This is a genomic window from Flavobacterium sp. K5-23 (assembly GCF_023278045.1).
Taxonomy (GTDB): domain Bacteria; phylum Bacteroidota; class Bacteroidia; order Flavobacteriales; family Flavobacteriaceae; genus Flavobacterium.
The window spans coordinates 350,274-365,565 of record NZ_CP056783.1 but is presented as its reverse complement, the minus strand read 5'-3'; the positions used below and the strand labels follow the sequence as shown (position 1 = coordinate 365,565).

General features: G+C 33.0%; 14 protein-coding genes. 8 read left to right on the top strand and 6 right to left on the bottom strand.

The genetic code is table 11. The annotated features are described in order from the left end of the window. Positions 1 to 12: 12 nt before the first annotated feature. From FLAK523_RS01715 to FLAK523_RS01695, 5 genes are all read right to left on the bottom strand, one after another. The gene (locus tag FLAK523_RS01715) at positions 13 to 2,772 is read right to left on the bottom strand and encodes an outer membrane protein assembly factor (RefSeq protein ID WP_248905888.1); all 2,760 of its coding nucleotides are present in this window, start codon (positions 2,770 to 2,772) and stop codon (positions 13 to 15) included. Continuing rightward, positions 2,705 to 3,445 (bottom strand): isoprenyl transferase, encoded by a 741-nt coding sequence (locus tag FLAK523_RS01710; RefSeq protein ID WP_248905885.1) that lies wholly within the window; start codon positions 3,443 to 3,445, stop codon positions 2,705 to 2,707. The genes FLAK523_RS01715 and FLAK523_RS01710 overlap by 68 nt, the downstream gene beginning before the upstream one ends. 7 nt (positions 3,446 to 3,452) lie before the next feature. Beyond that, positions 3,453 to 4,136 (bottom strand): DUF6089 family protein, encoded by a 684-nt coding sequence (locus FLAK523_RS01705; RefSeq protein ID WP_248905884.1) that lies wholly within the window; start codon positions 4,134 to 4,136, stop codon positions 3,453 to 3,455. A 172-nt stretch (positions 4,137 to 4,308) separates the two neighbouring features. After that, positions 4,309 to 5,193: an NAD kinase gene (locus FLAK523_RS01700; protein WP_248905882.1), complete on the bottom strand. Its 885-nt coding sequence runs from the start codon at positions 5,191 to 5,193 to the stop codon at positions 4,309 to 4,311. A 67-nt stretch (positions 5,194 to 5,260) separates the two neighbouring features. Further along, complete coding sequence (locus tag FLAK523_RS01695) at positions 5,261 to 5,920, bottom strand: CBS domain-containing protein (protein WP_248905879.1); 660 nt, start codon at positions 5,918 to 5,920, stop codon at positions 5,261 to 5,263. Positions 5,921 to 6,034: 114 nt separating this feature from the next. Between FLAK523_RS01695 and FLAK523_RS01690 the strand changes: the two genes are divergently transcribed. From FLAK523_RS01690 to FLAK523_RS01680, 3 genes are all read left to right on the top strand, one after another. Next, positions 6,035 to 6,748, top strand: coding sequence for a pyridoxine 5'-phosphate synthase (locus FLAK523_RS01690; RefSeq protein ID WP_248905870.1), 714 nt, complete (start codon positions 6,035 to 6,037; stop codon positions 6,746 to 6,748). Positions 6,749 to 7,268: 520 nt separating this feature from the next. Next, positions 7,269 to 9,560, top strand: coding sequence for a TonB-dependent siderophore receptor (locus FLAK523_RS01685; RefSeq protein WP_248905868.1), 2,292 nt, complete (start codon positions 7,269 to 7,271; stop codon positions 9,558 to 9,560). 5 nt (positions 9,561 to 9,565) lie between these two features. Next, positions 9,566 to 10,420: a DUF4249 domain-containing protein gene (locus FLAK523_RS01680; protein WP_248905866.1), complete on the top strand. Its 855-nt coding sequence runs from the start codon at positions 9,566 to 9,568 to the stop codon at positions 10,418 to 10,420. A gap of 47 nt (positions 10,421 to 10,467) precedes the next feature. On the opposite strand, the gene FLAK523_RS01675 is transcribed toward FLAK523_RS01680, so the two are convergent. Beyond that, complete coding sequence (locus tag FLAK523_RS01675) at positions 10,468 to 11,784, bottom strand: hypothetical protein (protein ID WP_248905857.1); 1,317 nt, start codon at positions 11,782 to 11,784, stop codon at positions 10,468 to 10,470. A gap of 227 nt (positions 11,785 to 12,011) precedes the next feature. Between FLAK523_RS01675 and FLAK523_RS01670 the strand changes: the two genes are divergently transcribed. From FLAK523_RS01670 to FLAK523_RS01650, 5 genes are all read left to right on the top strand, one after another. Beyond that, positions 12,012 to 12,782, top strand: a complete 771-nt coding sequence (locus FLAK523_RS01670) for an alpha/beta fold hydrolase (RefSeq protein WP_248905855.1) — start codon at positions 12,012 to 12,014, stop codon at positions 12,780 to 12,782. 143 nt (positions 12,783 to 12,925) lie between these two features. After that, positions 12,926 to 13,270, top strand: a complete 345-nt coding sequence (locus FLAK523_RS01665; protein ID WP_248905853.1) for a phage holin family protein — start codon at positions 12,926 to 12,928, stop codon at positions 13,268 to 13,270. 99 nt (positions 13,271 to 13,369) lie between these two features. Continuing rightward, entirely contained in the window at positions 13,370 to 13,741 is a 372-nt protein-coding gene (locus FLAK523_RS01660; protein ID WP_248905852.1) for a hypothetical protein, read from the top strand. 150 nt (positions 13,742 to 13,891) lie between these two features. Continuing rightward, entirely contained in the window at positions 13,892 to 14,752 is an 861-nt protein-coding gene (locus tag FLAK523_RS01655; protein ID WP_248905850.1) for a DUF3347 domain-containing protein, read from the top strand. Between the two features lie 62 nt (positions 14,753 to 14,814). After that, entirely contained in the window at positions 14,815 to 15,291 is a 477-nt protein-coding gene (locus FLAK523_RS01650; RefSeq protein WP_248905848.1) for a TlpA disulfide reductase family protein, read from the top strand. The last annotated feature ends 1 nt before the right edge of the window (position 15,292 follow it).

Genomic DNA, 15,292 nt, shown 5'->3' with positions numbered 1-15,292 from the left:
TCGCCATTGTTATTAAAATTGTTGTCCAATTATAAAATGCGTTTCCCATCCATTTGGTTTTCCTCCTGGAGTCAAGCTGTCAAATCCATGTCCGAAATCGATACCTAATAATCCAAATGCTGGCATAAATACTCTCAATCCTAAACCTGCAGATCTACTTAAATCAAACGGGTTGTAATTTTTAAAATTATCAAATGAAGATCCTGCTTCCATAAATGCTAGAGCATATATCGATGCCGAAGGTTTCATTGTTATAGGATAACGCAATTCCATAGAGAATTTATTGTATACTGTTGCACCTATTTGTTCACCATTAGCATTTACAGGCGTTACAGAGTTGTTAGGATACCCTCTTAATTGGATAGTCTCTCTACCGTCCATTGAGAAATTTGCTAATCCATCACCACCTAAATAGAACCTTTCAAAAGGGACTAATCCTCTGTCTTGATTGTAAGCACCCAAGAAACCAAATTCTGAAAGCGTTCGCAATACTAATTTACCATAAATTTTGGTGTACCAATCTGCTTTGAACTTTACTTTATAGTATTCTAACCAATTGAATTTCTTTTGATCCACTTTTGCAATGTCGGTATCTGCATCACTTGGATCCGAAACACTTACAAAACCAGTATTGCTAACACCATTAGTTGTTACTGTTGTAACTTTAGTATAGTCACCAGGCAATAGTGGTTTTCCGTCAACTCCATAGGTTGCTGTTGTACCGGTATATCTTGTTTTATAATCCGCTTGGTCTTTTAAATTTGCATAGTTTGTACCATTTATTAAAGAGTAAGGAGGAGTTACTTTGGCAACAATACTGAACTCTGAACCATATGTTGGAAATATTGGGTTGATACCTTTGCTACTTCTTGATAATCCTACTGTATAGGCAAAATTTCTAGAAGCTCCGTTTCCAAATGTAAATAATCCCGTATTATAATTATTCAAATCATAATGTTGGTAACTAACTGATTGTGATAATGTAAAGTAATCATCTGGCGCAGTTAATCTTTTAGCTAATCCTACAGATAATGTAAGGATGTTAAAACTTTTTTCTTTGTCAACTCTACCAGTTTGAAAATTATTTAAAAACTGTTTGCTATACGATATTGAAGTACTGAATTGTACCGGTTTTTTCTGTCCAAACCATGGTTCTGAAAATGAAACACTATAGGTTTGGAAAAAAGTACTAGCTTGTAGTCGAAGTGAAACTTTTTGTCCATCTCCCATTGGAACGGGTTGATACGCTTTTCTATTAAGTAAGTTACGCGCTGAAAAGTTATTAAAAGACAAACCTAATGTTCCTATAAAGCCACCACCACCATAACCTCCTTGAAGTTCTATTTGGCTTGATCCTTTTTCGACTAGATTGTATTCTATATCAACTGTACCTGCTGCAGCATCTACATTTTTAAATTTAGGATCTATTGATTCAGGATCAAAAAATCCTAATTGACCAATTTCACGAATAGTTCTAACTAACTGTTCTTTACTGTATATGTTTCCTGGTTTAGTTTTTAATTCTCTATAAATTACACGGTCGTTAGTTTTATCATTTCCTACAACTGTTATTTTATTGAAGTAAGCCAAAGGACCTTCAGTAACTCTGATTTCAAAATCAATAGTGTCATTTGCGGTACTTACTTCCACAGCATTAATGTTAGAAAATAAGTACCCATTATTTTGATAATAATTAGTGATGTCTTCACCGTCAGGTTTAGATTTATCAGCAATTCTTTTTTCTAATAATACTCCATTATAGGTTTCCCCTTTTTTAACACCTAATATCCTGTTTAAGAATTGGTCAGAATAGACTGTGTTCCCTAAGAATTTGATATTACCAAAATAGTATTTCTCTCCTTCTTCGACTTTAATTTTTATGGCTAAACTGTTTTTGTCCTTATTATATAAAACAGAATCAGAAATTATTCTAGCATCTCTATATCCCTTTTCTTTATAGGATGCGATTACTTTTTCTAAATCGGTTTTGTATTTTGATTTAATGAATTTTGAAGCTTTTAAGACACGAAAAACATTTTTTTGCTTTGTGTCTTTCATCGCCTTGCGTAAACTCTTGTCCGATATTTTAGTGTTACCAACAAAGTCAATTTCGTGAATTTTCACCTTTTCGCCTTTATCAACAGAAACCAGCATATTTACATGGTTTACATTCGCAGTATCCACTACGGTATTGATGTTTACTTTGGTGTTGTAATACCCCTCTTTTTTATATTTGTTTTCTATATAATTTTTAGTGGTTGTAATTAAGTTTTCGTTTACTATTTTGCTTTTGATAAGACTGTTGTCCTTTATTAAAGCTTCGGTTTTGTTTTTCTTAACGCCCACGAATTTCACTTCATTTAACTTAGGTAGTTCTTGAATATCTAAATCAAGATAAATACTATCGTTTTGAATTCTATTTATATAGAATGAGATTTGATCAAAAAGACCAAGCTTTCCTAATTTTTTAATGGCGCTACTGATTTCTTCACCTGGAACAGTTATTACCTGTCCTTTTTCAAGACCAGCAAATGTAATTACCGTTTGGTCATTGAAACTAATTTTACTTGTTAGGTTTACATCAGCTAAAATATATTTTTTTCCTTGATCAAACGGGACTCTATCTTGAGCTTTAACTTGTGAAAAACTTCCCAAAATTAAAAGGGTAAGGACTGCTTTTATACTTTTATTTAACACTAAAAAATTATTTAATTTGTTCACTTGTTTTTCCAAATCTACGTTCTCTTTTTTGGTAACTAATAATAGCCTCATATAAATTTTGTTCTGTAAAGTCAGGCCATAATATTTCTGTAAAATAAAATTCCGCATAGGCTATCTGCCATAACAGGAAATTACTTACTCTATGTTCTCCACTTGTTCGTATTAATAAATCTACATCCGGTAGATTATGCGTGTAAAGATGCTCATTTATAATGGAATCGTCAATAGCGTCTATTGAAATTATATTATTTTTAACTTTATCACTAATTTGCTTAATAGCATTCGTTATTTCTTCCCTGGCACCATAGCTTAATGCAAGGGTTAAAGTCATTCGGGTGTTGTTCTTTGTTTTTTCAATTACATCAATAAGTTCCTTCTGTGCTGATTTAGGCATTTTTTCTAAATTCCCTATTGCATTCAGTTTGATGTTGTTTTTCTCAAGTGTTGGCAGTTCTTTTTTTAATGAATTGATTAATATCTTCATTAAAGTGTCAACTTCTAACTTAGGTCTGTTCCAGTTTTCTGTTGAAAAAGCATATAAAGTAAGGTTCTCAATGCCTAGTTTAGCACTTGATTTGATAATTTCTTTTACGGATTTAGTGCCTCTTTCGTGGCCAAAAGCTCTTAGAAGCCCTTGTTTTTTTGCCCAACGTCCATTTCCATCCATTATTATGGCTAAATGTTTGGGTAAATTATTTTTATCGATAGTATCTAGTAAGTCCATTTTTATATTATTCCGCACAATAACAAGGCGAATTCCCAAAGGTATAGGTTAAAGTAACCCCAGAGAAAACATACCAATCATTATTATTCAAATTTCCAAATTGTAAATATTTTAAATTTTCATTTTCCGAATTACTTCCGTCAAGATTGTCTGAAAAAGAATATCGAGCTCCAACTTCTATCGCTAAAATAAAATTAGGACTAAATTTAGACTTTATTCCTATGATCATTGGTACAGCAATCGAATTCGCGCTTTTATCTTTTCTTGTTTCTCCTGCTAAAATATACAACTCATCGTGTCTAAAATAACTTAACCCAGAATAGACATAAGGGGTTGTTTTATTTTTTAAATTATGAAGGTCGAAATCAAAAAAATTAAATTCAAGGCCTAAAGATACTTCTTTTATATTATTTTCAAAATGATAGCCCCTTTGACTTCTGCTAGTCTCCTTAGAGTTTAGGTCGTTTGAACTTATTTTTGACTGTGTATATGAAAAACGATATGCATGTCTTGGGCTTTTGTTCCATTTATAAAGCAACCCTAAAGCAGGCTCATTTGGAGCTATATAGGTTGTTGGTCCCACGTCTCCAATAAAGTTACTTCCCCCTACAAACACACCGATTTCGTGAATCTGTGCCTGTGTTGAAATTCCAAGAAACAATAAAAGAAATAAATTAAATAATTTAACCATTGAATTAAAAATTGCGTGCAAATATAATAATTATCGATACGAATCAATATTCATATTGTTAAATGTCCTGTTTTTTAAAAAATAAAAAGTGGGATAACGATTGAAAGGTGATTTGTTTAAGAAGAAACGGTTAAAACAGGTGGATTCGTATAGTAACTAATTAAAAAAACAATTAATTTCTTTTATCTTCTCCCCAAAGTAACTTTGTGCGTAATGTCTTAAAAAAAGTTTCGTTCGGAATTTCTACCATATTTATTTGAAAAGGTGTTTTTCTAATGGTTAAAATTGATTCGTTTTTCACGGAGGTAATTCGGGAATCTAAGGAAACTAAATAATGTTCTTCTCTACCTGATACTTTTAGTCGAATTTCTGTTTCGTCTGGTATAACAAGTGGTCTTGCATTAAGATTATGAGGGGCGATTGGTGTTATAACTAGACTTTTTACATCTGGAGTTAATATTGGGCCGCCACAGCTTAAAGAGTAACCAGTAGAACCGGTTGGAGTTGATACTATTAACCCGTCAGCCCAGTAAGAATTTAAAAATTCATCATTTAGATACGTGTCAATTGTAATCATCGAGGTAGTGTCTTTTCTACTAACGGTAATTTCATTCATGGCGAAATTGATGTCCTGAAGAGATTCGTTTTTAGGAATGCAAGAAAGGCTAAGTAATGTTCTTTTTGAAAGCGTGTACTTTTTGTCAATTACAATTTGTAGAAATTCATCAATGTTCTCTTTTTGAACAGTAGCCAGGAACCCTAATCTACCTGCATTAATCCCTAAAATGGGTATGCCGGAATCACGAACTAGTGTGGCAGCCCTCAAAATAGTACCATCTCCACCTATGCTAATTAGCATATCAAAACTATCATCCAGTTCAGTATGGTACGAGAAAGTATTGTACTCTTTAGTCACGATGCTTTTTTCGTAAAGCATATCTAAGAAATTAGATTCAATCACTAATTCTACATTACTTTTATTAAAAAAAACAAAGATGTCCTTAATTATAGGTTCAGTGCTGTTTTGATAATATTGACCGTAAATGGCTACTTTCATTTTATTTGGTGATCTTTTAAAAGTTTTTGACTCTAAGATAGAATGGCTTCCCGTATTTAACGTGCAATTACATATTAAGGTAACGGTCTAAATAATCAGCTCGTTCTTTTAAATTGGTTATGTAATTGTCTTCATTGTGTTCTGAGATAATTTCATAATTATACCTTCTAAAAGTTTGAACAATTTCATTTAACGCTCCAGAACTTATTTTGATTGTTACTTCGACACTATCAATATCAGAATCTGATATGAAAAGGCCAAGAAGCTTTCCGTTATTACTCTCTACGATTTGAGTGATTTGGCTCATGGAATAATCTAGAACTCCTTTTTTGACAATAATAATTTTACCTTGTTCTTTTAAAAATGTAGTATGATGAAAAAACGACATAATGTCTTCTATTTCATAATAGCCTACATAGTTATTGTTTTCATCCAAGACTGGAATTAAATTAGAATGATTTTTTGCAAACACTTCTAATACTTCAAGCCAAATAGAATCTGTTCTTGCAAAAAAGCCTTCAAGCGTGTATTTATAATCGATAACTTTTTTGTCGCTATCAAAAGTTTCAATGTCATCAGATGATATGCTACCTATATATATATCGTCATCGATTACCGGAAAATGCGAAAAATTCAATTCGGCAAAAAAATCCCTTACGGCCGCAATAGTTTCGTGGCTGTCAATCGCTTTAAAATCAGTGTTAATATAGTCTGCTATTTCTGCCATAAATAAATCCTCAATATTTCATGCAAAATAATCAAAAAAAGGCAAAAACTCCTAAGTTTTACTTTGTATTTTTGTCAAAATAAAATAGTTTTACCACAATCAATATATGTTCTTATGACTAAGTTAAGTGTAAACATCAATAAAATAGCTACTTTACGAAATGCGCGTGGAGGAAATGTGCCAGATTTATTAAAAGTAGCAACTGATATTCAAAAATTTGGCGGGGAAGGAATTACGATTCACCCTCGTCCTGATGAACGTCACATACGTTATCAAGATGCTAGAGATCTAAAATCGATCGTCTATACTGAATATAATATAGAAGGAAATCCAGAGAAAACATTTATAGACTTAGTTCTTGAAATAAAACCAACACAAGTTACTTTGGTTCCTGATGCAGTGGATGCTATTACTTCTAATGCGGGTTGGGATACGGTAAAACACGCTTCTTTTTTAACCGAAATTGTTCAGGAATTTCAACGTAACGGAATTAGAACTTCCATTTTTGTTGATCCTGTTCTCGAAATGATTGAAGGGGCTAAACTAATTGGAACCGAAAGAATAGAATTGTACACGGAATCTTTTGCGCATCAATACGGACTGGGGAATAAAAACGGAATTGATCCTTACGTGAAATCAGCGGTTTTGGCTAATGAGTTAGGATTAGGAATCAATGCAGGCCATGATCTAAGTTTAGATAACATCCAGTTTTTTAATCAAAACATCCCAGGATTACTCGAGGTTTCCATAGGTCACGCTTTAATTTCCGAGTCAATTTATCTTGGATTAGAGAATGTGGTAAATATGTATTTGCAAAAATTAAAATAAAATAATCGCCTTATTTACTTAATAAACAACTAAAGGTTAAATATTAACGGGGGGCGAATTCCCCTCTTGAGAGGGGTTAGGGGTGTGTTATTGATTAAAATGTAAATATTTCATTTTGTTAATGCTACTCTAAAGTATTCACAGTCATTAAAAACTATAATAAAGTTTGAGTTTATTATACTTAATATTGGTTTTTAAGTGAGTAACTCGATAAAATAATTTGGGCGTGACCACGCTTTCACTAGCGTTACAGCGTGGTCGGGCTATTCGCTATAATCTTTTTATTATTCCGCTATCGCTCCATAATAAAAAGGATTTCCGCTTTTATCCCTCACGCAATGAAAGAATTGAAATAGACTATTCGGTCTAATCGATGTTGTTTTTATTTATGAAATTAGTGTAAGGCATAGGGGATTGAAATACTTATAGACAGTATTCATTTTAATTTGTCTAATCCTTCTTTGGGACTAAGAGTATTGCGAAATAATTCCTACTTTTGCCGCTCATTAAATGCTAAGCTTTGAAAGCAATTTTCTTATTTTCTTTTTTGTTCTTTTGTGGAGTTGAAGTTTATGCCCAGTCAGATATTGAAGTAAAAGGGACAATATTAGATCAAAGCAAACTGCCAATAATTGGAGCAAACCTAACCATTATTGCTGACAACACTGTTTTTAACTCAATAACAGATTCAATAGGAGTATATTCAATGAAAATCCCAACTGGTTTTTGTTCAATTGAAGTGAGTTGCATCGGCTTTGTGTCACATTATCTAAAAGAAAACATACTAAAGGATACGTCACTTGACTTGATCTTAATACGAGATAGCGGCGCATTAAATGAGGTGGTGGTTTTATCTAATTCTAAAAAATCAATTTCGATAACTTCAGGAAGTAAGCTGTCGTTTATTCCCAGTAAATTGGCATCAGTACCCTCAATAATGGGTACAACAGATATAATAAAACTGCTGCAACTAACCCCGGGTGTTCAGAATTCAGGAGACGCAAATGGCTATTTATACGTTCGTGGGAGTGATCCTGGACATAATTTAATGCTATATGCAGATGCAACTGTGTATGGAATGGCACATTTATTAGGTGTTTTTCCTTTTTATAATGCGAATCACATTCAAGAAGTGCAATTTGACAAATCAAATTCAGATCCGAAAAATGGCGGACGATTGAGTTCTACGGTTTTAGTAATGCCTAATAAGAAGGTGCCCGCTGAATTCTCGGTTCAGGGTAATTTGGGTTTGTTAGCTTCACAGGCTACATTTTCGGTGCCTTTAAATGATAAAGTTGGATTGTATCTTTCAGGAAGAAAAACATACATCGATGAGATAGTTGCTCCTTTATTCGAATCAAAAAAAAATAAAGAAGATAGTGATGTCAAAGGATTGCAATATGGTTTTGCCGATGGTAATATGACATTAGTAGCGGAGCTTTCCAAAAAACAGCTTCTGACAATTGACGCTTTTGTAAGCGGTGATAAGTTGGAGATTAATGATTCTAATTTGAATTTAAATGCAAAGTTGAAATGGAGTAATACAGTTGTTTCGTCAGCTTGGAAATATCAGGTTTCAGATGCTGTGGTTATGTCAAACGCAATTTATTTTACCCGTTATGGTAACAATTTACATATGGAGCAAGCCACAGTTCAAATGGGCATATCTTCCTATGTTCAAGATTTTGGGTTTTCAAACTCCGTTCGGTATTTGATAAATTCAATACCATTCGAAACGGGTCTGCAGTATACCAATCATAAATTGCAACCTCAAAAAATTGAAGTTAATAATCTGAGTTCAAATAATATTGATAAACAAGCCGTAATCAGTACCGCTAATAGTCTGGCTTTATATACAAGTGCAAAGCCTAAATTAATGGAGAAAGTATATGCGGAATTAGGTTTAAGAATGAATTATTACCTGTCTGACAAGGGAGAAACTACTTTTTTACATTTAGAACCCCGAATGCTATTGAATTATTACCCTCATAAAAACACTTCTTTTTTTGCCTCTTACACCCGTCAAAATCAATATCTGAATTTAATCACAACATCAAGTGTTGGTATTCCCACTGATTTTTGGGTTGCCAGTTCTGATGGGATTCCGGCACAAAGTTCCAATGAATTTTCAGTTGGAGGAAGCCGCATATTGACAAAACAATTTAATTCTTCGCTGAACGGATTCTACCGTTCCATGAATCATTTGATTGAATATCCTTATGGAGTAACACAATTTAATGAGATCACAACATTCAAAAACGACATCTTGATAGGGAATGGTGAATCGTATGGTTTAGAATGGATGTTAAAAAAAGACAGCGGAAGATTTAAAGGATGGTTGAGTTATACCTTGAGCTGGTCCAATCGCCAATTTGAAGAGATTAATGAGGGAGCCCGTTATTATGCAAAATACGACAGAAGACATAATTTAGCTCTGGTGGGGACTTTTGATTTAAATTTGAAATGGGATTTCGGATTAACTCAAATTTTCAGTTCGGGAAACCGTTTTACAATGCCAACCTCCTGGTATTTTATAAATAATAATCCTGTAAAAGAATATGGTAAATATAATAATGCCCAAATGCCCAATTATATTCGCACCGATCTTTCCGTAAATTATTACTTTATTAAGACAAGGGGAAGGGAAAGCGCTCTTAATTTTTCAATATTCAATACGTTCAATATCGAAAATCCGATATACGTAGTTTTGAATGTCACGATTGATAAAGACAAAGAAAAAATAGAAGTCAAACCAGAACGAAAAACATTATACTCCATATTGCCATCTATAAGTTGGAGATTTAAATTTTAAAAAAAATGAAGCAGTTAATCGTATTGTCTTTTTGTATGCTGTTGTTAAGTTGTAATCAGGATGATTTTGATAAGAGTGTCGGTATAGAATCCAAGATTGTTGTCGAAGGTTGGATTGAAGCGGGCGATTATCCGCAAGTCATTTTGTCCAGAAGTATTCCTATTGCAACGGCTATAGATTCTACAACTATTTTAAACCACGTTATTCGTTCTGCTAAGATTACCGTTTCCGATGGACAAAGGGAAGAGATTTTGAAGTTGAAAAGGAATAATGACAGGATTCCTCCATTTGTTTATTACGGAAATGAAATACTTGGAGAAGTTGGAAAAAACTATACGTTGAAAATTGAATATTTAGACAGGGTAATTCAAGCAACTACAACAATCCCTAAAACGGTTGTTTTAAAAAAAGCTACTTATATCAAAGACAATCCAAAGGATTCGACGGGCTATGTTTTCATAGAATTTGACGATCCCGTTTTAGAGAAGAATTACTACCAAGTCACAACAAGAATAGATAAAGAAGAACCTGTTTTTGTGCCTGCTTTTTATGGGAACCTTAATGATGACAGTTTTACTTCGGCTTCTGTTTCTATGCAAATCAATAGGGGAGTATTAATTTTTCCCAAAGCAAAATTCAAACCTTATTTCACTGATGGTGATTTAATTTATGTCAAATTAAGAACCTTAAACAAAGAGGCTTTTGATTTTTGGAATAGTTGGCAAAATGAAATTGTGAATGGTAGAAACCCTATCTATCCATCGAATACAAGCTTGAAATCGAACATCATTGGTGGTCTGGGTATCTGGGCAGGCTACGGACAAAGCACCGTTTCTATACAGACGCCTAAAAAAAAATGAGGCTGTTTTAAAAAACAGCCTCATTTAAAATCATCAGGAAAGAAGAATTAATGTCTTTCAAAAGATTTTAAGAAGTTCTCAAATTTAGTTTCAAGTGCATCAAATCCTGTAGAGAAATAAACACTCATTTCAACTTCGGTAGTGTCATTGAATTTTAGGTAAAGTACTTCATCATATTCTTGATAAGTCATACCAGTGGTATTTGAATTCCAAGACCAGTATTTTCCAGATACATTCCACTCGTAATGATGGGTGTAACTATATCCTTTTTCAGATTTTTGGATCACGTCAGCGATTTTTGTTCCATCTTTTTTAGATACAAGAATCAGTTTTGTATTTTTGTTCTTTGCAAGAACCTCTCCTTCAGAATAGGCTTTGTTATAATCATTTATTTTTGAGTAATAAGTACTACTATTATAATCAGGTTCTACCAATGTTTTTTCTAATGCAGCTTCATCATTAGCTAATCCAGTAATATCCATATCAGCCACAATCATGAAATTATCCATGATCTGTACAAGCCCGTTTGCTTTTCCTCTGTAAGAAACTAATGCATCATCTTTCAGTAATTCGTCAATTTTAGCAGTACTTCCAGATGTAAATGACACTAAGTTTTTACCGTTAAATGTAAATGTTGATTTAGCTGAATTTGGATCTCCTTTTTTACCGCTAATTTCGAAAGTGTAACCATCATTTAAAGCCATTTTAAAACTAGAGTCGTCTGGCGTTTCTTTACCGTTTGAATATTTCGCATTAGTTGCGAAAGTAGCCGCTTGCACATTGTCAATAGTTAAAATTGCATCTACTGAAGTTGGTAAGTAAAACTCATCATTTATAGTAGTTCCAGATTGCCAGTTGTAACTGTCCCTTATTTTCACTTTAATATCAGATGAAATAGCCTTTGAAGATAAAGAAGCATTGTTTATAGTTTGACTTTTCTTTGCTGGAAAAACAAATTTCAACTCAGTAGTGGAAGTGGTTTTTACCCAAATTTGTTTTGTGTTATTCCATGAGTAGATACCGTAAACGCCAGAAACATTAAGGATTTCTGCAATTTGGTTGTCATTTTTACCATTGAATATATCTACGGAACTAACATCTAGTAAGTTACCTAAGTTTTGAATCGCTTCAATAGCACCAGACGTTTCTGATTTTTTCATTTGAAGCAGCATTTCATTTGCTTCAGCTTCGAGTTTAACTTTTTGTTGTGCCGGAGTTAAGTTTGAATACGGTTGTTTGATAATGTTGGCAATTTGGTCGTTTAAATTGTCAGCTGAAGTATCTGGGGTGTCTCCACTATCGTTTGTACAAGAAATTGTAAGTTGTGAAATAATCACTGAGAGCAGAAGGAATTTTTTAATCATTTGTTTTAAAATTAGAATTTGTAATAAAGACGCGGAAGTAAATGTTTGATTTCCGTTTAAATTGAAAATAAGTTTTCAAGGTAATATTTTCACTACAAAAATAATCCTTTTCAGAAGTGTTTACAATACCCACTTTTAGTGATATTTGGAAAAAAATCAAATTTTATTTGATATCAAACGGAAATTGATTTTGTTATCTTTGCGTTCAATTTTATTTATATTTAGAAATGCTTTATTCAAAAATAGAAGGTCAAGGTGAGCCACTTTTAATACTTCACGGATTTCTGGGAATGTCTGACAATTGGAAAACTATCGGGACACAATTTGCTTCCGAAGGTTTTCAGGTGCATCTTCTTGATTTACGCAATCACGGACGTAGTTTACAGTCGGAAGAATTTAGTTATGAGATAATGGCTCAGGATGTTTTCGACTATTGTAAAGCTAATTCATTAGAGGAAGTAAATGTAATAGGACATTCTATGGGTGGTAAAACAGCGATGCTTTTTGCTGCATCTTATCCTGATATGGTTAAAAAACTGATTGTGGCTGATATAGGTCCGAAATTTTATCCACAACACCATCAGCCTATTTTGGCGGGATTAAATGCAGTTGATTTCTCGATAAAACCAAGTCGTAGTGAGGTTGAAGCTGTGTTAACTCAGTACATTCCTGATTTTGGGACGCGTCAATTTTTGATGAAAAGTTTGTATTGGCAAGAGCCGGGACAACTGGCTTTTCGATTTAATCTTTCTGTTTTTAATAAAAAAATGGATGAGATAGGGGTGCCGCTACCCGAAGAATTGGTGTTCAGTAAGCCAACACTTTTTATCCGTGGTGGGAATTCAAATTATATATTGGACAGTGATTTTGAAAGTATAAAACTGCAATTTCCAGTTGCTACAATTGAGACAATTCCAGGTGTAGGGCACTGGCTTCATGCTGAAAACCCAAAGATGTTTCATCAATTGGCAAGTTCTTTTTTAGAAACAAACCAATAATTTAAAAAATTAACTACTTTTAAAGAAAATAAAAAAACAGGAAATGAGCATAACCTAAAATTGGGTCACAAACACCAAAAAGGATATGCGAATTACTCCCGATAGCTATCGGGAGACAATTGAAAAACAATAAATATCTACATATGAAATTACTTATTAGAATTCTTATTACATCTGTTTTAGTGGTGCTTCTTTCAAATCTTATGACTGGGGTTCATGTCGCCAGTTTTACAACTGCTTTAATTGTTGCCGTGGTTCTTGGGTTATTAAATATATTCATCAAACCTATCCTTGTTATATTGACTTTGCCTATAACTTTTATAACATTAGGGTTGTTCTTGTTAGTTATCAATGCTCTAATCATTTTATTATGTGATAATATTGTGGGTGGATTTAGTGTTGACTCCTTCTTCACGGCCTTGTTGTTTAGTATTATTTTATCGGTTTCCCAGTCATTAATGTATTCAATTTTAGGGGAGACAAAATAAATCGAACACTTAAAATAAAGCATCACTAATTTTTTTTAACAATACATTAGTGATGCATTACAATATTTTGTTTAATTTTGTTAAACTATTTTAGTGCAAATGAAAAAAATTCACATCTTATTAATCGTTTTACTTGGTCTCTTCCTGATGCCTAGTGAAGCTTTTGCGTGTGGAAAAATTTCAGAAAAAAAATCTTGCACTAAAGAAATGGCATCCAAGACTGAAAAGAAAGATTGTTGTTCGAATGAGACTCATTCGAAAGACAAAAATCAAAAAGGATGCAACGGAAAATGCGGTCATTCTTTGTGTGGCAGTATTTCAATAGTAAATATTGGAATTTTCCATTCATTAGATTCCGTTTCACAAAACGGGTTGTTTAATTTTTCTTTGGAGAAACATAGATTTAATCATCCAGTATCTTTTACTTCAGAAGGATATTCTTCAATTTGGCTTATTCCTAAAATAGGCTAAAATAAATTTTTGATAGCCAATAGTCTGTCAATTTCAAAGCAATCTTGCTTTACAATCAATTATTTTTCGGCTTGTTACAATATAAAATTATAGCTTATTTGCTATTGATTTGATGTTGTCTTGCTATTTTCAATTCAAATTTATTATACAATGAAATCACTTAAAAAAGTTGTGATGGCAATAACTCTATTGCTATCAGTTACAGTTGCCGTTGCGCAAATTAAAAATTCAACAACAGAAACAGTTCAGGTATTAGGGAACTGCGCTATGTGTAAAGCCAATATAGAAAAGGCTGGGAATCTTAATAAAATTGCTAAAGTAGTCTGGAATAAAGACACTAAAATGGCAACTCTTACTTATGATTCGAAACAAACTTCTCAGGACGAAATCTTAAAGCGTATCGCATTAGCAGGTTACGACAGCGAAAAATTCCTTGCTCCTACTGATGTATATGATAACCTACACGGTTGTTGTCAATATGAAAGAGCAACTAAGGTAGAAGTTAATAATACGGAAAAAGCTTCGATGGAGAATCATGGAGATCACGCAGGACACGCAGCAGCAGCACCTACGCAAGAAGTAAATCAATTAAAAGCGGTTTATGACAATTACTTTTTATTAAAAGAGGCTTTAGTAAAAACAGATGGGAAAGAATCTTCTCGTGTTTCAAAAGACTTGTTAGCTTCGCTTAATGCTGTTCAAATGGATAAATTAGCGATGGATGTACATATGGTTTGGATGAAAACTATGAAACAGTTGAAAGAAGATGCTGATCATATTTCGGATACTGAGGATATTAAACACCAACGTGATCATTTCATGACTTTGTCTAAAAACATGTATGAAATGGTTAAAGTGTCAAAATTAGACACGCCAACCTATTATCAGTTTTGTCCAATGGCAAATGGAGGAAAAGGAGCGAACTGGTTGAGTAAAGACAGTGCTATCAAAAATCCATATTACGGATCTCAAATGTTGAGCTGTGGAAAAACAGTGGAAACATTAAAATAAAACATTTTATGGCGTAATAATTTATTCTTACGCCATAACAACATCATTAATTTCGAAACAGAATGAAAAAATTAGTTTTAGCCATTGTCTTAATTGTCTCTTTCTCTAAGGGGAATGCACAAATGAAAATTGGAGATGCTATGCCCAATAGTACATTAAAAAACATCCAAAATGAAGCTGTTGAATTGTCCTCTTTCAAAGGGAAAACAGTATTAGTGGATTTTTGGGCTTCCTGGTGCGCACCTTGTAGAGTTGCTAATAAAAAGTTAGTAAAACTCCATTCTGACATTAAGACTAAAGACTTTGAAATTATTGGGATATCCCTTGATACTGATATAGTGAAATGGGGAAATGCAATAAAAAAGGATAAAATAGAATACACACAATTAAATGAACCAAAAGGATTTGACGCTAAAGTGGCTGTTCGTTTTGGTGTTGAGGAACTCCCTACAACTTATTTGTTTGATAAAGAAGGGATTTTAATCGCTATTAATCCAACAGAAGAAGAAATTAATAATCAAATTAATAAATTACAATAAA